At 45.7% G+C, this 17,480-nt stretch carries 14 protein-coding genes, 1 tRNA gene, 1 CRISPR repeat array and 1 riboswitch; of the genes, 4 read left to right on the top strand and 11 right to left on the bottom strand.

Annotated features, from left to right (window positions below; translation table 11 throughout):
* Positions 1–2: 2 nt before the first annotated feature.
* On the bottom strand, positions 3–980 hold the full coding sequence (locus tag AS006_RS08290) for an aspartate-semialdehyde dehydrogenase (RefSeq protein WP_101513883.1): 978 nt from the start codon (positions 978–980) through the stop codon (positions 3–5).
* An 89-nt stretch (positions 981–1,069) separates the two neighbouring features.
* Positions 1,070–1,248: riboswitch (Lysine riboswitch) on the bottom strand.
* Between the two features lie 646 nt (positions 1,249–1,894).
* Positions 1,895–3,784: a CRISPR direct-repeat array (repeat unit 30 nt; unit sequence GTTTCAATACTTCCTTAGAGGTATGGAAAC).
* A gap of 81 nt (positions 3,785–3,865) precedes the next feature.
* Between AS006_RS08290 and AS006_RS08275 the strand changes: the two genes are divergently transcribed.
* The 4 genes from AS006_RS08275 to AS006_RS08260 all read left to right on the top strand — a co-directional run bounded on the left by AS006_RS08275 (position 3,866) and on the right by AS006_RS08260 (position 5,990).
* A tRNA-Ser gene (locus tag AS006_RS08275) sits at positions 3,866–3,956 on the top strand.
* A gap of 57 nt (positions 3,957–4,013) precedes the next feature.
* Positions 4,014–4,466, top strand: a complete 453-nt coding sequence (gene rimP, locus AS006_RS08270) for a ribosome maturation factor RimP (protein ID WP_101513882.1) — start codon at positions 4,014–4,016, stop codon at positions 4,464–4,466.
* A gap of 12 nt (positions 4,467–4,478) precedes the next feature.
* Positions 4,479–5,513 carry a transcription termination factor NusA gene (gene nusA / locus AS006_RS08265; RefSeq protein WP_101513881.1) on the top strand — a complete coding sequence of 345 codons (1,035 nt, stop codon included), beginning with the start codon at positions 4,479–4,481 and terminating at the stop codon, positions 5,511–5,513.
* Positions 5,514–5,534: 21 nt separating this feature from the next.
* A complete protein-coding gene (locus AS006_RS08260) occupies positions 5,535–5,990 on the top strand; it encodes a Fur family transcriptional regulator (RefSeq protein ID WP_101513880.1) in 456 nt (151 codons plus the stop codon).
* Here AS006_RS08260 and AS006_RS08255 read toward each other — a convergent pair.
* From AS006_RS08255 to AS006_RS08210, 10 genes are read right to left on the bottom strand one after another with little or no spacing between them, the layout of a single operon-like run.
* A complete protein-coding gene (locus tag AS006_RS08255; protein WP_101513879.1) occupies positions 5,908–7,080 on the bottom strand; it encodes a ComEC/Rec2 family competence protein in 1,173 nt (390 codons plus the stop codon). The genes AS006_RS08260 and AS006_RS08255 overlap by 83 nt on opposite strands.
* Complete coding sequence (locus AS006_RS08250) at positions 7,077–8,282, bottom strand: 2,3-bisphosphoglycerate-independent phosphoglycerate mutase (protein ID WP_101513878.1); 1,206 nt, start codon at positions 8,280–8,282, stop codon at positions 7,077–7,079. Before AS006_RS08250 ends, AS006_RS08255 begins: the two co-directional genes overlap by 4 nt.
* Before the next feature lie 2 nt (positions 8,283–8,284).
* Positions 8,285–9,901 carry a tetratricopeptide repeat protein gene (locus tag AS006_RS08245; RefSeq protein ID WP_101513877.1) on the bottom strand — a complete coding sequence of 539 codons (1,617 nt, stop codon included), beginning with the start codon at positions 9,899–9,901 and terminating at the stop codon, positions 8,285–8,287.
* Positions 9,898–11,484 carry a DAK2 domain-containing protein gene (locus tag AS006_RS08240; protein WP_199167542.1) on the bottom strand — a complete coding sequence of 529 codons (1,587 nt, stop codon included), beginning with the start codon at positions 11,482–11,484 and terminating at the stop codon, positions 9,898–9,900. The genes AS006_RS08245 and AS006_RS08240 overlap by 4 nt, the downstream gene beginning before the upstream one ends.
* A 16-nt stretch (positions 11,485–11,500) precedes the next feature.
* Positions 11,501–11,830 carry an Asp23/Gls24 family envelope stress response protein gene (locus AS006_RS08235; protein ID WP_015919454.1) on the bottom strand — a complete coding sequence of 110 codons (330 nt, stop codon included), beginning with the start codon at positions 11,828–11,830 and terminating at the stop codon, positions 11,501–11,503.
* A complete protein-coding gene (dxs, locus tag AS006_RS08230) occupies positions 11,827–13,653 on the bottom strand; it encodes a 1-deoxy-D-xylulose-5-phosphate synthase (protein WP_101513876.1) in 1,827 nt (608 codons plus the stop codon). Before dxs ends, AS006_RS08235 begins: the two co-directional genes overlap by 4 nt.
* Positions 13,619–13,843 carry an exodeoxyribonuclease VII small subunit gene (locus AS006_RS08225; RefSeq protein WP_199167540.1) on the bottom strand — a complete coding sequence of 75 codons (225 nt, stop codon included), beginning with the start codon at positions 13,841–13,843 and terminating at the stop codon, positions 13,619–13,621. The genes dxs and AS006_RS08225 overlap by 35 nt, the downstream gene beginning before the upstream one ends.
* Entirely contained in the window at positions 13,844–15,025 is a 1,182-nt protein-coding gene (gene xseA / locus AS006_RS08220; RefSeq protein ID WP_101513875.1) for an exodeoxyribonuclease VII large subunit, read from the bottom strand.
* Positions 15,022–15,837: a bifunctional 5,10-methylenetetrahydrofolate dehydrogenase/5,10-methenyltetrahydrofolate cyclohydrolase gene (locus AS006_RS08215; protein ID WP_101513874.1), complete on the bottom strand. Its 816-nt coding sequence runs from the start codon at positions 15,835–15,837 to the stop codon at positions 15,022–15,024. Before AS006_RS08215 ends, xseA begins: the two co-directional genes overlap by 4 nt.
* 13 nt (positions 15,838–15,850) lie before the next feature.
* On the bottom strand, positions 15,851–17,479 hold the full coding sequence (locus AS006_RS08210) for a formate--tetrahydrofolate ligase (RefSeq protein ID WP_233185702.1): 1,629 nt from the start codon (positions 17,477–17,479) through the stop codon (positions 15,851–15,853).
* Between the last annotated feature and the right edge of the window lies 1 nt (position 17,480).

Here is a 17,480-nt window from a genome sequence, read left to right as displayed (position 1 = left end):
TTTCACATCCTTCCGTTCATTTCAGCGTGCTTCAGTAAGATCCTCACTGCATTGGTTGCGGCTCCCACACGGATGTTGTCCGCCACGTTCCAGAACAAGATGGAACGTTCATCTCCCTGCCTCAGTCTGCAGACATACGTTTCGTTCTTTCTGGCAACGTCAACGGCAGTCACCAGATCATCCGTCACAACAACATCTTCTCCCGATGCTATGATCTCTTTCACCTTCTCCAGTGACTCAAACGGTCTCTTCAACCTCACCATAACCGCTTCGGAGTGACCGTAAAGAACAGGAACCCTTACGGTTGTTGGATAAACCCTTATCGAGTAATCGTTGAGGATCTTCCTTGTTTCGTTTATCATCTTCATCTCTTCCTGCGTAAAGAGATTGTCCTGAACATCCCCTATGAGGGGAATGACATTTCTGTGAATCGGCTTTGGAAACACCCTAACAACACTCTCGCCTCTTTCCTGGGACAGAAGTTCTTCGATACCCTTGTGACCTGCTCCAGAAACAGACTGGTATGTCGCCACAAAGATCTCTTCTATTCCATAAACTTCGTGCAACTTGTATATGGACAAGATCATCTGTATCGTGGAACAGTTGGGATTTGCTATTATACCGGTGTACCCCTTGAGTAGATGAGCGTTCACTTCGGGAACAACGAGGGGTATGTCCTTTTCCATTCTGAAAGCAGAAGAATTGTCGATCACCGTAACTCCGTTTTCAGCGGCTATGGGTGCAAATTTTCGTGAAACGCTTGCACCCGCCGAGAACAGAAAGTAATCACAATTCCACTTCATCGCTTCCTCTGTGAGGAGTTCTACTTTTATCTTTTCTCCTCTGAACTCAATCTCTTTTCCCACGGATCTTTCGGAAGCAAACAGCCTGAGTTCTGTAACCGGAACGTTGAACTCTTCAAGAACCTTTACCATCGCTCGTCCAACTTCTCCCGTAGCACCTACCACTCCTACTTTCATCTTCTTCCCTCCCTGGTCTTAATAAAAAAAGCGTCTCTTCGCTCCCCGAAGAGACGCCAAATCAGGTCTGAAATCATTCTTTCGATTCCAGACCCGATCGGCTCTCCACGGAGAGATCTCCGTGACAGTGGCATGGGTGTTCCCCATACCCCCAGGCGTATAGGGCGGGAGGAACCCTATACCCTTCGGCGCCCTCGCCTTTCAACTGTCCCCAATTCCTCCCCTGAAGGGACAGCCTACTCATCTCGGGCGCTCCTCCGTCGGGTCTTATTCATTCTAGATCTATTGTACCAGTGTTTTGAAACGGGAACAATTAAGAGAAGGTTAACATTGAACTCCATGGAAACTTAGAAGAAAATATATAAGAAGGCAATAACTATTTTTTATTCACTAAAGCACGGTAAGTTCCATTTATTCACAAAGTGGGTGTAAGAGGTATCTGGCATGAGAAGGTAGATAGGGAGTATGCAATTACCGGTAACGGAAAATTTCATGCGCCTTTGTGGTACCGGAAGCTATGCAATAAAAAAGGAATAATGAGCGAAAAAGGAAAACAACTACTCAGAAATAACTTGAACATGAACTTATGATTTGACGACAAATAAAGAAGCGACATACTTATCCTTTAACACTTTAAGGTAGACCTTTTTACGAGAATTTGTGAAAACAAGAACTAGTTGATTTTCCCCTGAAACACCCCAAAATGGCCTGACCTAGGTTAGGGTAATTTATCTTTTGTTTTTGCCATGGTTTAGGCTTTTCATTGACTATGCAATTATTCCATTTTTCCAAACAGTACTTGACTGACCCTTTCTGTGTGTTAGAATCACTTATGATGAAACACCCTCTCTATCTTTTTATATACTCTTGCTTTCTGATATGTTCTGTGGTATAATTTCTTTGAAATCCAACGGGTTTCAATACTTCCTTAGAGGTATGGAAACAATGAAGCAGCAACAAAAGAAAGAATACCTCGATTGTTTCAATACTTCCTTAGAGGTATGGAAACTATCACAAACCCCACATTGTTGCAAAAAGAAAAAGAGTTTCAATACTTCCTTAGAGGTATGGAAACATTTTTTCCCACCCTTCCCTCCCCGACCGTTACCCCGTTTCAATACTTCCTTAGAGGTATGGAAACCAGGTTCGACCGTTTCGAAGTCCTCAAGATCTTCGAGTTTCAATACTTCCTTAGAGGTATGGAAACTGAATATATTAATTTACATTTAGTTCTAGAAAAAATGTTTCAATACTTCCTTAGAGGTATGGAAACCAAGATATCTTACAACCCTTACTGGTTTGTAAGAGACCGTTTCAATACTTCCTTAGAGGTATGGAAACAGAGACGACCTACAAATGTGGTTTTTCCTGTGCCAGGTTTCAATACTTCCTTAGAGGTATGGAAACACTTCCTCTTTTGAGTAATCTATTTTTCCGTGTATGCGTTTCAATACTTCCTTAGAGGTATGGAAACACATAACATCTTCCGGATCTGCCCCTCGAGAGTATAGTTTCAATACTTCCTTAGAGGTATGGAAACTTGTGAGTCCTTCCGTTATTAATTCAATGATTTTAGTTTCAATACTTCCTTAGAGGTATGGAAACTACCTGATGCAAGTGGATATACTGTGACTGAAGGTTTCAATACTTCCTTAGAGGTATGGAAACTTCTCCCGGAGCCCCCACAATACTCCGCCTTCCCAAGTTTCAATACTTCCTTAGAGGTATGGAAACATCCTCGAAAATGCACGAGGGTTCTTGGAAGAGTTGTTTCAATACTTCCTTAGAGGTATGGAAACTGAGCGAGAATAAACTACAGCGTCTTTTCGTTCGAGAGTTTCAATACTTCCTTAGAGGTATGGAAACATAAGATAATAACAGAAGTCGCCATATCCGCTTTCGAGTTTCAATACTTCCTTAGAGGTATGGAAACCCTTCTGGATTACAGAGTTTATGAATCTCTTCTTCGTTTCAATACTTCCTTAGAGGTATGGAAACATGCTCCATTCCAAACAGGTGTTTTCAACCGTTGTAAGTTTCAATACTTCCTTAGAGGTATGGAAACTAAGTTATCAACCACCACTCGAAAGCGTCTTCTTCGGTTTCAATACTTCCTTAGAGGTATGGAAACATCGGTACGATGAAAAACGATATCTGCTTCTTCTAGCCACCGTTTCAATACTTCCTTAGAGGTATGGAAACAAATAGAAGTCTTCCCCTCTTTTAGAATTTTCTTGTGTTTCAATACTTCCTTAGAGGTATGGAAACTTCAGGGTATTCGGTTCGAATGATTCGATCATACTCAAGTTTCAATACTTCCTTAGAGGTATGGAAACCCCATGCTTGAGTGGAATCCTTGAAGATTCCTTTCGACTCAGTTTCAATACTTCCTTAGAGGTATGGAAACACTGATCCAGAGTCACACCAAACACCTGCCCGATATAGTTTCAATACTTCCTTAGAGGTATGGAAACCCAATCACTCTTATCATCCTCATCACCCTCCTCTTTGTTTCAATACTTCCTTAGAGGTATGGAAACTCGTAGGCTTTAGTGAAACGGTGTTACCCCTCTTTTGTTTCAATACTTCCTTAGAGGTATGGAAACGCTTCTTCCCTCTTTCTTTGTGTCGTTTGCGTGGAAAGTTTCAATACTTCCTTAGAGGTATGGAAACGATTTGCCCTCCCCCTGAAGAGCACGAGAGATTGATTTTCAATACTTCCTTTGAATTATGGAAATCCCTGGAAGGTACCATACATCCTGCGGATACAGAAAGTTTCAATACTTCCTCTTTTGATACAATCTTCCACATGAAATTAAGAAAACAAACACGCTCCTCTTGAACTATTGAAAAAACAAGTGTATAATACTTTTTTGGTACGGAGAGGAGAGGTGGCCGAGGGGTCTAAGGCGCACGCCTGGAGAGCGTGTGGTGGCCAAAAGCCACCCGTGGGTTCAAATCCCACCCTCTCCGCCAGAGAAAGGCCGGGACTTTGTGTCCCGGTTTTTCGTTCACTAGGGGGTGGGTGATAGTATGTTCGAGGAGATGATTGTAGAAAAGGTTAGAAAAGAAGCGGAAAAAATTGCTGAAAAGCAAGGACTGGAAATCTTCGACATACAGTACAGAAGAGAAAGCAGAGGTTGGGTTCTCAGGGTCGTGATAGACAACCCGGTGGGATACGTGAGCGTGAGAGACTGCGAACTATTTTCCAGAGAACTGGAGAGGTTTCTGGATAGAGAAGATCTTATAGAGCATTCGTACACTCTTGAAGTGTCTTCTCCTGGACTCGACAGACCCTTGAGGGGTCCGAAAGATTATCAGAGATTCACCGGGAAACTTGCGAAAATCATCACAAAAGATGGAAAAACGTTCATAGGAAGAATCGAATCCTTCGTTGATGGAATAATAACCATCTCCGATGAAAGGGGGAAACACGAGATAAACATCGAAGATGTGAGGAAGGCAAATCTGGAAATAGAATTTTAAGGAGGTGTTCCCATGAATATAGGCTTACTCGAGGCTCTGGATCAGCTTGAGGAGGAGAAAGGAATATCCAAAGAAGAGGTTATTCCCATTCTGGAAAAGGCCCTGGTGAGCGCCTACAGGAAGAATTTTGGAAGTTCAAAAAATGTCGAAGTAGTGATAGACCGAAACACCGGAAACATAAAGGTGTATCAGTTACTCGAAGTGGTGGAAAACGTGGAAGACCCGACCACTCAGATATCTCTGGAAGAGGCAAAGAAACTCGACCCAACAGTGGAGATAGGTTCGATCATCAGAAAAGAACTTGATGTTAGAAACTTTGGAAGGATCGCAGCCCAAACCGCAAAACAGGTGCTCATTCAGAGGATCAGAGAACTGGAGAAGGAAAAACAGTTCGAAAAGTACTCAGAACTCAAAGGAACGGTTACAACTGCTGAAGTGATAAGGGTCACGAGCGATTGGGCAGACATCCGAATTGGAAAACTGGAAACCAGGCTTCCAAGGAAAGAATGGATCCCCGGTGAGGAAATAAAGCCGGGAGACCTGGTGAAGGTCTATATCATCGACGTGGTGAAAACGACAAAAGGCCCAAAGATTCTCGTAAGCAGAAGGATGCCTGAGTTCGTCATCGGACTCATGAAACTGGAAATTCCGGAGATAGAAAATGGCATCGTGGAAATAAAAGCCATCGCCAGAGAACCTGGTGTGAGAACGAAAGTTGCCGTGATATCCAACAATCCAAATGTCGATCCGATAGGTGCGTGCATAGGTGAGGGTGGCTCCAGGATCGCAGCCATACTCAGAGAACTCAAAGGCGAAAAACTGGACGTATTGAAATGGTCAGACGATCCAAAGCAGCTCATAGCGAACGCCCTAGCTCCTGCCACCGTCATAGAAGTGGAGATCCTCGACAAAGAAAACAGAGCAGCGCGTGTACTTGTACCGCCAACGCAGCTCTCTCTTGCCATAGGAAAAGGTGGTCAAAACGCCAGACTCGCAGCAAAACTCACAGGATGGAAGATAGATATCAAACCCATTATGAACCTATGAAGCAGAAAAGGAGGTGCCTCAATGTACGAAGAACTGAGAAATGAATTGAAAAAAAGGAAATACAGAATCACCGCTCAGAGGGAAATGATCCTCAAGATCTTTCTCGAGTCCAAAGGAAGGCATCTGGGTGTGGATGAAGTCTATCGGGAACTTTTGAACAGAAACGTCAGGATAAGCAAAGCCACAGTTTACAGAGCGGTGGAACTTCTGGTCGAACTTGGGTTCTTGAGAAAGTTAAACTTCGGAGAAGGACTGTACAGATATGAACTCATAGATCGAAGCACACGTGAATCGCATCAGCATGTGATCTGTCAGAGATGTGGAAAAATAGTCGAGATCAACTCAGAGCAGGTCAAAAAGATCGTGTCGGACATTTCAGAAAAGACGGGGTACGTCATAAAATGGCACGATCTGAAGTTCTACGGATTATGCCCCGAATGTCAAAGAGAAGAATCAAAGGAACCGGAATCAGGATAAAGAACAGAAACTTCGGAAGAGGAATGACGGGCATCATGTTCGAAAGTTTTATGAGTACATCCACAGGAAAAGATATGATGTTTGCCACGTCTGCTGCCACCATCGATGAAGCCTTCAGCCCCAGCAGAAAAAGAAGGAAGGAAAGATGAGAAACCCATGTAACAGGTATCACGGCAAAAGACATCGGAATGGAGAAAAGAAGTGCCGAAATGTTCGTTTCTCCGAAGAAAAGACAGAGAAATGGAAGAGAAGAAAGGTAGGCTTTCACGACGAGTTCAAAAATGTTCTTTGAGTTCAGGATACTCAGTGTCACAAAAAAGGACAAAAGAAAAGAGGAAGTGAAAAGAACGGTGGGGTCAAAAACGATCATCAAAGACCCCACCGTTGCCGTTATATAAGAGGGAGTTGTTTTGAAACCAAGCGTCCTGAGAATTTTCCAGAGCAGTATGGTCAGATAGGCTCTCAAAACAGAGGGGGTGTTCACGGAAAGCACGTATGGAATCAGAAGAAGGAGAGCCACAAATTCCTGATACGTTCTTCTCCATGTGAAAAGGGAAATAAGCGTTGTGTACAGGGAAAAGGCAATTCCCACATGAAGACCCGAGACAGCAAAAAAATGACCAAGTCCACTTCTGTACACGGCGTTATCTTTCTCTCCAAAGAGAAGAGAAAAGGCTGTTCCTTTCACTTCTTTTGAAAATTGCTCTCTCAACCTCCTCGGAGAGGGTTTCTCCAGATCTCTCAAGTAGGATGGATAAAAGATGCTGCCATCGTAATGTCCTATCGCGTAGATGTACCCATCTTTGGAGGTTCTCATTCTGATAGAGTGGACTTTTTTCCACTCTCCCTGAAACACCTTCACATGTGTCACACGGGATCCTTCCGCAAGTCCTACAAGTTCGTAATTTCCAGGTGAAAGTGTTCCAAGTGAATACAGAAAAGCACCAGAAAGGATGAAGAACACAGCAATGGAAACCCCTTTGTTTTTTCTCCAGAGTAGAACTGTAGCGGGAAAGAACACATACCAGGGAAAACGAAAGAGGGCGCCCAGAAGCGCCCCCAGACACAGAGAAAAGAAGACCAATATCATGCTCCGAACTTTTCCAGCCTTCCAGCGTGCGCAAGAGCGAGTGTCATGACGTCGCTGGCATGTATCGTTCCAAGGGTACCTCTTGCGCACTCGAATTCGTTGAAGGCCTGAGACAAGCCTCTTCTTGTGTATCTGGACCAGATGAGAAGAGGAACGGGATGCCAACTGTGGGCCTTCAGTGGAACGGGTGTGGAATGATCTCCTGTGATCACAAGAACATCTGGTTTCAGTGTCAGGATCTCCGGTATCACCCTGTCAACTTCCTCTATCACCTTCACCTTTTCATCGAACTTTCCGTCTTCGCCGTAAGAGTCCGTTTTCTTCACGTGGACGTAGAAGAAATCGAAATCGTTCCATTTTTCTTTCAGAGTGTTGATTTCATCTTCGACGGTCTGTCCTGTTTCAATTATCTCCATTCCCACAAGTTTCGCAAGACCCCTGTACATCGGATAGGTTGCGATGGCTCCAGCCCTCAACTTGTAGATCTCCGGGAATTTGGGAAGATCAGGATATTTGGAAAATCCTCTGATGAGGGCAAAGTTTATCTTCGGGTTGTCTTTCAGAACCTCTGCTATCTTCTTGATCAGTTCGTTGGCGATCCTTGCCGTCTTCTTCGAAGGTTCATCCAGTCCTTCTGCCCAGACCATCGGATGCCCTTCTTTCTGGGGATCTGCGTCCGTTACCCTGTCACCAAGACCTTCACCGGTGAACTTCACCACGAACCTGTGTTCTTTACCGGGATAGAACGTGATCTCTACGTCCTCGATCTTCTTGATCTTTTCTGAAAGAAGCTGAACCACCTTCGCGGATTCTTCCGTGGCAGGCCTTCCTGCCCTTCTGTCGAGCACCACGTTCCCGTCCCAGGTTGCAAAGTTCGCTCTGGCAACAACATCTTTTTCACCAACTTCAACACCTATACCCAGCGCCTCAAGAATGCCTCTTCCTATCTGATACTTTATGGGGTTGTATCCAAAAAGAGAAAGGTGTCCAGGACCGCTTCCAGGAGTGATGCCGGGAAGAACGGGAACGGTCTGGCCAAGGTCGCTCTCTTTTGCCAAGCTGTCAAGATTTGGTGTGCTGGCTGCCTGAAGGGGAGTCTTGCCGTTCACTGGAATGTCTCCAAGGCCGTCCATCACAAGCAGGACTATCTTCGTATCGTTTGTCGTTACAAGTTTTGAGACGAACTCCTGTTTATCAAGCATCGTCATCCCTCCTTTATGTGTAGTTTTTCCATCACGTATTTCAGTCTGTCATCGTCGGCAACGGGAATACCCTGCTCCAGAGATTGCAGAAGTGCCACCACGAGATCGGAGAGCCTCTCGAAATCGAATTTGTCTGCGTGCCTGAATCTGGCTATTCTCAAAGCAAATCGCCAGTTTATATCCTGAGTTTCTGCCACAAGTTCTCTCAAAAGATCATCCATGAGCAAATCTTCGAACACCAGAAGATGCTGCACGATTCGAACCAGAACAAGACCCGAAGCGATCATGATGGAACTGCCAGAGAAAGCCGAAGTGAACTTCACGACATTTTCCTCCATTTTGAATATGTCAGGTGACACGAAGATGATACCCATCATGGTTTCGATCATTTCTGATGTGTCGATCGTCGTATCGTAAAAGGGAAACTGCCCTTTTCTGAGTGTATCGATCCTCTCCTGGACTTCTTCGTTTGAAGAGACCAGATCCTCCGCCAGGGAGACCACATCGATGATGCCATCTTCATCGAAGTAATCTTTCAACCATTCGAATTCTTCAAAGGTTGGTATTTTCACCTTGCTCTCTGCAAGAGCGATCATGTGTTCTGCCCTTTCTTTGAGTTCTCCTGTGATCTCCGACAAGACAGAGATAGCCTTTTCCCTATCGAAGTGAAGAAGAATCGTAGCGTAGTTGTATTTCAAGATTTCTTCGTCTCTGTGCCTGCTGTAAGCCTCTTCAAACACTTCGAGGGCTTCTTCGTACAGGCCGAGTGTTTTGAGAAGAAGCCCGTACTCGTTTGCCAGCATGGGATCGTCGGGTGCCTTCTCGTAGAGTCTTTTCAGAATGCCCAGTGCCTCGAACAACCTGCCGAGTTTTACCAAGGTGTAGGAGAGGTTGAACTCTACATGATCCTTTTGCTCTGCTTCCAGCGCTTTTCTGAAGAATTTTTCTGCCTCCTTGAAACGCTGAAGCTGATTGTAGATGACCCCGAGTCTTTCGTACACTTCTGTGAAGTTCGGATCCTTTTCGAGGATTCTTCTGTACTCTTCAAGGGCTTCTTCGAATCTTCCTTCTTCGAGAAGAAGGTCTCCTTTCTTCAGAAGTGGAAGAAGAAACTCTCTGTTGATTTCATGGGCCTTTTCGTAGAAGCGAAGACTGTCCTCTATTTCACCCTTTTCTTTCAGTATGTTCGCGAGTTCAAAGTAAGCCGGTGCGAAGTCTTCCTTCATGGATGTTGCTATTCTCATTTCAACCTCGGCTTCGCCAAGATTTCCTCTGTGCTTGAGAAGGAGTCCTTTGTAAAAGTGGTAGCGATAATCGTATTGAACTTCCCTTGCTTTTTCCAGGATCTTTTCTGCCTCGTCGAACCTTTGCTCGCGAAGAAGCTCCTTGAATTTTTCGTAGAGGAAGAACACGTAGTAGGACCTGTAATACTCATCCTTTGATACTTCGTACTGTGCCTCAAGCCCTCTCAGGACAACATCGAGAGGAATACGGTCTTCTTCCACTATTCTGGGAAGATCTTCTGCAAGAACGGGAAGTTTCACCGGAAGATTGTTTTGCTTTGCTTTATCCGGATCGAGCGGAAGATAGACGATTGCCTTTATGTTTTCACCCCTCATTGCAAAAGCATCAAAAACGGATAATGGGGTTGTCCACCCTCGTGGATTTCAAGATCGAGGTTCGGGAATTCCTCTCCTATGAGATTCTGTATCTTTTCGAGTTCTACTTTTCGATAATTGTCACCAAGAAAAACAGTGAGAATCTCTTTTTCTCTTGCGTCCTCCTTTTCCAGAACGTCCTTCAGTGCCTTCACGAGGTTGAATCCGTGCGCTAAAAGCTCTTTTCTCACAAAGACGAGGTACTCACCTTTTCTTATACGCCTTTTTCCGTATCTGGAGTCTCTGACTGCCCTTGTGATGGAAATAGGAACACACTGGTTGATCGCCTCTTCGAACCTTTTTTTGAGTTCTTCAGGATCCTCGTCTGGGTCGTATTCCACCATCGCGGCAACACATTCTTGAACGTGTGACGTTTGAACGACGATAACCCTTTTATCGTCCACCGCTTCTGCCACCTGTTTTGCCGTGAGAAGAACGTTGGCGTTGTTTGGAAAGAGAAAGACCACCTTCGCGTGTGTCTTATCCACCGCTGTCTTAAGATCGGCAAAACTGGGATTCATCGTCTGACCGCCAGGAACTATCTCGTCCACGCCCAGGCTTTTCAGGATCTCTGAAATCCCCTTCCCGGGAGAGACGGCAACCACACCTATTTCCTTTCCGACCTGGGCGGATATGATGTGTTCGTGCTGGAGTTTCATGTTGTCCACTTTCACCTTTATTATTTCACCGAAATCCAGCACCTTTTCAAGCACCTGACCCGGATGATTCGTGTGAACGTGCAGTCTGAAGATATCGTCCTGCTCTACAAGAACAACGGAGTCTCCTATCTCGTTCAGGAAGGATTCCAGTTCTGACTTTTCGAAAACACGCTTTCTTCGAACGGCCACCTCCGTACAGTATTGGTTCGTTATCTCTTCCAAGGCCATTCTCTTGAGATCTTCCACTGAGGCCTGTTCCACCTGCTCGAGGTTCACTTCTATATCTCCTTTGATCGCATCCCTCATTCCTTCAAACAGGTAGTATAACCCTTTTGCTCCTGCATCCACAACTCCAGCTTCCCTGAGTTTGGAAAGCATGCTTGGAGTTCTGTTCACCGTATCCTTTATCATCTCCACGATCTGGTCGAACAACTCTTCGAACGTTTCAAAGGAACGTCCCTTCAGTTTCTCATCGAGTTCCTTCACCACCGTCAGCATAGTACCTTCAACGGGTCTCATAACGGCACTGTACGCGACTTTCCTTGCGTTCGATATCATCTTGATGAAATCTCCTGGGGTGATGTAGCTCTCTGGAGAAGCGTCTGCCAGTCCTCTCAATATCTGAGAAAGTATGACACCGGAGTTTCCACGTGCCCCCATCAGGGCTCCTTCTTTGATTGCCTTCCACACTTCTGGAAGGTCATCACTTTTGATATTGTCTATGTACTTGCATGCCTCCAGCATCGTCGAACACATATTGGAGCCCGTGTCCCCATCCGGAACAGGGAAAACGTTCAGGGCGTTGATTTCATCTTTGTGTCTGAGAAGGTTTTCAGTTGCTTTCTTTATGATGATTTTCAAAAACCTTCCGGTGATCTTTTTCAAGATCTCTACCTCCGTTTCATTTGATGCCTACCACATGAACGGTTATGTTCAGATTCTCACAGCCAGCCAGTGTCTTGAGTTTGTGAGCTACGTTATCGGCAATGTTCCTGGCAACCTCTTTGATGTTCACCCCGTACTCAACTTCTATGTACACGTCGACGTTCAGAGAAGAGTCTTCGAGTTCTTCGATCTTGATGCCCTTGTCCCCTCCAAAGATCCTCTCAAAGAATGAACGCGATTCTCCGATTCCAACCGTCCCGTAACTTTCAACCGTTGCAAGATAAACGATTTTCTTCAATGCCTCCACCGTTATTTCGAGTTCCCCATGTTCAAGCATGATTTTCATGCTTTCCCCTCCTCGCTTCTAACCTTAATATATGTTAGCATAGTTTTTGAAAGCCCTTTTGAATCAAGTCCTAGCATCTCAAGGAGTTCCTTTCTGCTTCCGTGGGTTACGAAATGATCGTTCACCCCGATGTTCACCACACGTCCCTTCCAGCCCATCTCCCAGAGTTTTTGAGCAACGTAGGAGCCAAATCCTCCTATCTTCATGGCTTCTTCGACGGTGAATATGAGCCTGTGATTTTGTGCAACCTCTCTCAGAACCCGTGTATCCAGAGGTTTCACGGTGAGGGCGTTTATCACTGTAACATCCAGAGGAATCCTGAGTACTTCTTTTAGAAGGGGCCCGGTGACGATCACCGCTGCGTCTTTTCCTTCTCTGACCACCTTCCAGCCAAGGTCTATCTCTCTCATGTTCTCAAAGAGTGAGTTGAGATCTGCCTCGAAGGATTCCTTTGGATAGCGAACAACAACAGGACCATCAAGATTGGTCAAAACGGTGTACAAAACGTTCACGAACTCTTGAGGAGAAGATGGAGATACTATTTTCACGTTCGGAATCGGGAGAAGATAGTTGATATCGAAGAGACCATGGTGTGTGGGCCCATCTTCCCCAACAACTCCGGAGCGATCTATCGCAAAAAGAACCGGAGCGTTCTGAAGGGCCACATCGTGAACAACCTGATCGAAGGCCCTCTGAAGAAACGTGGAGTAGATTGCAACGACCGGTTTCATCCCTTGAAGTCCCAGCGCCGCACCAAAAGTAACACACGACTGCTCCGTGATTCCCAGATCGAAGAAGCGTTCGGGGTGGTTTTTCTGAAAAATGGAAAGTCCTGTCCCATCCGCCATGGCCGCTGTTATGGCAACGATCCTTTCATCGAACTCTGCAATCTTTGAGAGGGTGTACCCCAGAAGCTCACTGTAGGATAGCCTTTTTGGTTTTCCAACAGGTGAGGCACTGTGGTACGTTGTGGGATCCTCTTCTGCTGCTTTGAATCCTCTGCCTTTTCTTGTCACAACGTGAACAACCGTCGGATAATCGTATTCTTTTACCCTCTTCAAGACCTTTTCAAGGAGTTCTATGTTGTGACCATCGAACGGTCCGAAGTACTTCAGACCGAGCGCTTCAAAGAAGTTGGTTCCCTGTATTATTCCTTTTAATCCATCCCTCAGGTATCTCATCTCTTCCTCCAGTTCAAAGCCTATCTCAGTTTTTTCGAGGACCTTCTTCAGTGCTTTTTTTCCTTTCAGGTATATGGGATTTGTTCTGAGTCTGGAAAGGTGATATGCAAGTCCTCCCACGTTCTGTGAGATGGACATTCCGTTGTCGTTGAGGATTATCTTGATTTTCGAGTTGAGATTTTTGATCTGGTTCAGCGCCTCAAGCGCCATACCCGATGTGAGAGCACCGTCTCCTATTACAACGATCACGTGCCTTTTCTCTTTGAGAAATTCGAAGGCCTTTTCAAAACCGAGGGCGGCCGCTATGGAGGTACCCGCATGTCCTGTACCGAACCAGTCCAGTGGCGACTCTCTTCTTGTGACGAAACCACTCAGGCCACCGAAAGTTCTTATGGTGTGAAACTGCTCGTCTCGTCCCGTCAATATTTTGTGGGTGTACGTTTGATGCCCCGTGTCCCAGATCACAGCGTCTTCTCTGGGATCGAAGACACGGTAGAGGGCGAGTGTGAGTTCCACCGTTCCCAGATTGGAAGCAAGGTGCCCCCCGTTCTTCAGAACCACCTCTATGATTTTTTGTCTTATCTCATCAGCGAGCCTTTTCAGTTCTTCATGACTCATTTTCTTGATTTCGTCCAGTATCATCTTCATCACCTTCCAGTTCTTTCAAAACATCGATGATTTTCAACTGCTTTTTCTGAAGGATCTCCCTGCATTTTTTGTAGAGTTCCACACCTCTTTGAAAGAGTTCAATGGACTCTTCAAGAGACAGGTCTTCGTTTTCGAGTCTGTTGACGATTTCTTCCAGTTCTTTCATCATCTCTTCGAAGTCCACCTAGATCACCCTCGCCTTCTTTTCACCATCTCTGAAAATAAGAAACACGATGTCTCCTGAATTCAAAGATGCGGCCTCTTTCACGATTTTGCCTTCCTTTTTCACCAGAACAAATCCTTTGTCAAGAAATCTTGTTGGTTTCAGACTCTCAAGTACTCTGAAGAGATGTTCCACCCTTTCATGTTTTCTTCTCACAGAGTTCAACACCAAACTCCTGAGTTTCCCCGCCAGTTCTTTGACCCTGACGGCTGTCAGTTTGTTTATTTCATACTTTCTTTTTGCTGCTGCCTTGATGTAATGAAATAGTCTGTTCAGTCTTTCTTCCTCACGCGTTATCTTCTCCAGAACGGTATCTTTCATTCTCTCATAGAGATTTTTCAGCTCTTCATGAACGTCTCTGAAATCAGGAAGGACGTATTCGGCTGCTCCTGTTGGTGTGTGCATGGATACATCTGCCGCAAAATCCGCTATGACACGATCTATCTCGTGTCCTATTCCCGTCACGACAGGATGTTTCATCTTCAGAATTTCTCGCACCACTTCCTCTTCGTTGAACACCCACAGATCTTCCCTGGATCCACCTCCTCTGACTATCAGGACAAGATCCAGATCGTACTTGTTTGCCTTCCTCAAGGCTTCTATCAACTCTTTCTTCGCAGAATCTCCCTGAACGGAGGTGTGAAACAGGTATATCTCAACGGGGGATTTTCGCTCCTTTGCCGTTCTTATCACATCTTGAAACGCTGCAGAACTCCTGGAGGTGATGACACCGATTCTCTTTGGAAATCTGGGAAGTGGTCTTTTGGGACGATACAGAAGACCTTCCTCGAGGAGCTTTTTTAAGGTCGTTTCGAACTTCATCTGGTAAGTTCCGATATGGTCAAGGTACCTTATGTTCGAGCAGACGAACCTGTACGTTCCGTGTGGTGTGTAAACACTTATACTGCCATCGACGAGAGCCATCCTGCCTTCCTGGAGGCGGATTCCCATGTTGTCCCCACCGAACAGGACACAGTCCAGTTTTGCGTTTTCATCGACCAGCGAGAAAAAAATGTGGCCCTTTCTAGGGCGCACATTGGTGACTTCTCCGTATACACTCACGTTGACGAGATAAGGATCCTCTTCGAGCAGCTTTTTTATATACTCGCTTATCTCCGTGACGGTGTAGACGATCTCTCTCATACTTTCTGACGCTCCGCCGCTCTCACCACATGTTCAAACAAAAGGGCGGTTGTGATCTGCCCCACACCACCGGGAACAGGTGTAACCTGTGCTATCTCCTCGACGGCAGGGTCCACATCTCCGCACCATTTTCCATCCACGTAGTTGATCCCAACATCTATCACGATAGCATTGTTCTTCACCATGTCTTTTTTCAGGAAATGGGCCTTTCCAACGGCAACGACAACGATATCACTGGCCCTTGTGATTTCCCCAAGATTTTGCGTCCTGGAATGGCAAACAGTGACAGTGGCGTCTCTTCCCTTCTTCAGAAGCATAATCGCAAGAGGTTTTCCCACAGTAACGCTTCTTCCAACGATCGTAACTTTCTTTCCAGAAATCTCAGTGACACTCTCCAGAACTTTCACAACGGCCTCTGCGGTACACGGTGGGAAGGTCTCCTCTCCATAGAGCAAAAATCCTAGGTTTTCAGGATTGACACCTTCAACATCCTTTTCGACGGGTACGGCAGAGAACACCCGTTTTTCATCCAGTCCCTCTGGCAGGGGTCTTGCAACGAAGACACCGTTCACATTCTCGTCTTCAGCGAGTTTCTCCAGGGTGGAAAGAAAATCTCCAGGAGACGTTTTGATTGTTTCAAAATCTATTCCCAGTTTCTCTGCCTTTCTTTTCTGAGATCTGAGATATGAAGCGGTAGAAAGATCATCCGTTCCCACCACACTGACAAGTTTCGGAGTGAAAGAAAGCAGATCCACTCTCTTTTTGACGTCTTCTTCAATGGACTTCGCTATGGATTTACAGTCTATCCACACGGTCGATCCCCCTTCAAGAGACTCCCATGATGTTGCCGTTTTCATCCACGTCCATGTTCAGGGCGTTGGGGTTTTTCGGAAGACCAGGCATGAGATTTATGTCTCCTGCTAGAACAACAACAAAACCTGCTCCTGCCGAAACGTAAGCGTCCCGAACAACGAAGGTGTAACCTTCAGGTGCTCCCCGGAGCTTTGGATCGTGGGAGAGAGACTTTGGGGTTTTGGCCACGATCACGGGAAGATGATCAAAACTGTTCTTTTTTATGAACTTCAAAGCCTTTCGGGCCTCGTCTGTGTACTCAACATCCTTTGCCCTGTAGATCTCCCTTGCGAGGATCTCCACTTTCTTTTCAATCGGATCTTCCCAATCGTAGAGAAAGAAAGGAGACGGATCTTTGATGATTTCGGTCACTGCTTTTGCAAGCTCCACTCCTCCTTCGCTTCCCTTTGTGAAAACCTCACTGACCACCGCGCTGACTCCGAGTTTTTCACATTCATTTATCACAAAGGAGATCTCTTTTTCTGTGTCGGTTTCGAACCTGTTCAAAGCCACTACAACAGGAAGGCCAAATTTTTTCAGGTTTTCCGCATGAACCTTCAGATTTTCGAATCCTTGTTTCAACGCCTCCAGATCTTCTTCATGAAGATTGTCAATCTCACTGCCACCGTGATACTTCAACGCTCGAACTGTTGCCACAAGAACAACAGCACCTGGATAGAAACCTCCAACTCGGGAAACAAAATCAATGAATTTTTCTGCTCCAAGGTCTGCACCGAAGCCCGCTTCGGCCACCACATAATCACTGAGTTTCAAAGCTAGCTTCGTTGCAATAACGGAGTTAGTCCCGTGGGCAATGTTGGCAAAGGGTCCTCCATGAACGAAGGCGGGGGTTCCTTCTGTTGTCTGAACAAGATTTGGATTGATAGCATCTTTCAGAAGAGCGGTCATCGCACCCTGAACACCAAGATCGGAGGCTCTCACTGGTTTTCCCTTTGAATCGAGTGCAACAACGATTCTTCCAAGGCGATCCTTCAGGTCTTTCAAATCTGTAGACAGGCTGAGTATTGCCATTACCTCGGAGGCTGCGGTTATGATGAAACCATCTTCTCTTGGGATGCCATTTGCCGAACCGCCAAGGCCTATCACGATCTTTCTGAGAGAGCGATCGTTCATGTCCATAGTTCGTTTCCAGAAGATCTTCGTTTGATCTATTCTAAGTTCGTTCCCGTGTTTTATATGAGAATCTAGAACAGCAGACAGCAAATTGTGAGCACTTGCTACAGCGTGCATGTCTCCGGTGAAATGCAGGTTTATTTCAGTGGAGGGAACGACCTTTGCTCTTCCTCCCCCAGTTGCTCCTCCCTTCAGACCGAGGGTGGGTCCCAGTGAAGGCTCACGGAGCGTCACAAAAGATTTGCTTCCAATTCTGTTCAATGCCATAGAGAGTCCTATACTGGTGGTGGTTTTTCCTTCACCTGCGGGTGTTGGTGTGATCGCCGTCACAAGAATCAGTTTTCCGTTTTTCCTACCCTCGAGTTCTTTCAGAAGCCTGTGGTCTACCTTTGCAATGTATCGGCCATAAGGAAACAGGTGGTTTTCGCCTATCCCCACGTTCTCTGCGATCTTTTTTATCGGAATCAAC

This window comes from Thermotoga sp. SG1, assembly GCF_002865985.1.
GTDB lineage: Bacteria > Thermotogota > Thermotogae > Thermotogales > Thermotogaceae > Thermotoga.
The sequence above is the reverse complement of the archived record's forward strand: the minus strand, read 5'-3'. Positions and strand labels throughout refer to the sequence as shown.

What these genes read in the sequence shown, in the direction of transcription:
- AS006_RS08255 (WP_101513879.1), bottom strand. Translation starts at nt 7,080, where the DNA reads ATGATATTGGTCTTCTTTTCTCTGTGTCTGGGGGCGCTTCTGGGCGCC.
- AS006_RS08290 (WP_101513883.1), bottom strand. Translation starts at nt 980, where the DNA reads ATGAAAGTAGGAGTGGTAGGTGCTACGGGAGAAGTTGGACGAGCGATG.
- xseA (WP_101513875.1), bottom strand. Translation starts at nt 15,025, where the DNA reads ATGAGAGAGATCGTCTACACCGTCACGGAGATAAGCGAGTATATAAAA.
- AS006_RS08260 (WP_101513880.1), top strand. Translation starts at nt 5,535, where the DNA reads ATGTACGAAGAACTGAGAAATGAATTGAAAAAAAGGAAATACAGAATC.
- rimP (WP_101513882.1), top strand. Translation starts at nt 4,014, where the DNA reads ATGTTCGAGGAGATGATTGTAGAAAAGGTTAGAAAAGAAGCGGAAAAA.
- dxs (WP_101513876.1), bottom strand. Translation starts at nt 13,653, where the DNA reads ATGATACTGGACGAAATCAAGAAAATGAGTCATGAAGAACTGAAAAGG.
- AS006_RS08235 (WP_015919454.1), bottom strand. Translation starts at nt 11,830, where the DNA reads ATGAAAATCATGCTTGAACATGGGGAACTCGAAATAACGGTGGAGGCA.
- AS006_RS08250 (WP_101513878.1), bottom strand. Translation starts at nt 8,282, where the DNA reads ATGCTTGATAAACAGGAGTTCGTCTCAAAACTTGTAACGACAAACGAT.
- AS006_RS08245 (WP_101513877.1), bottom strand. Translation starts at nt 9,901, where the DNA reads ATGAGGGGTGAAAACATAAAGGCAATCGTCTATCTTCCGCTCGATCCG.
- nusA (WP_101513881.1), top strand. Translation starts at nt 4,479, where the DNA reads ATGAATATAGGCTTACTCGAGGCTCTGGATCAGCTTGAGGAGGAGAAA.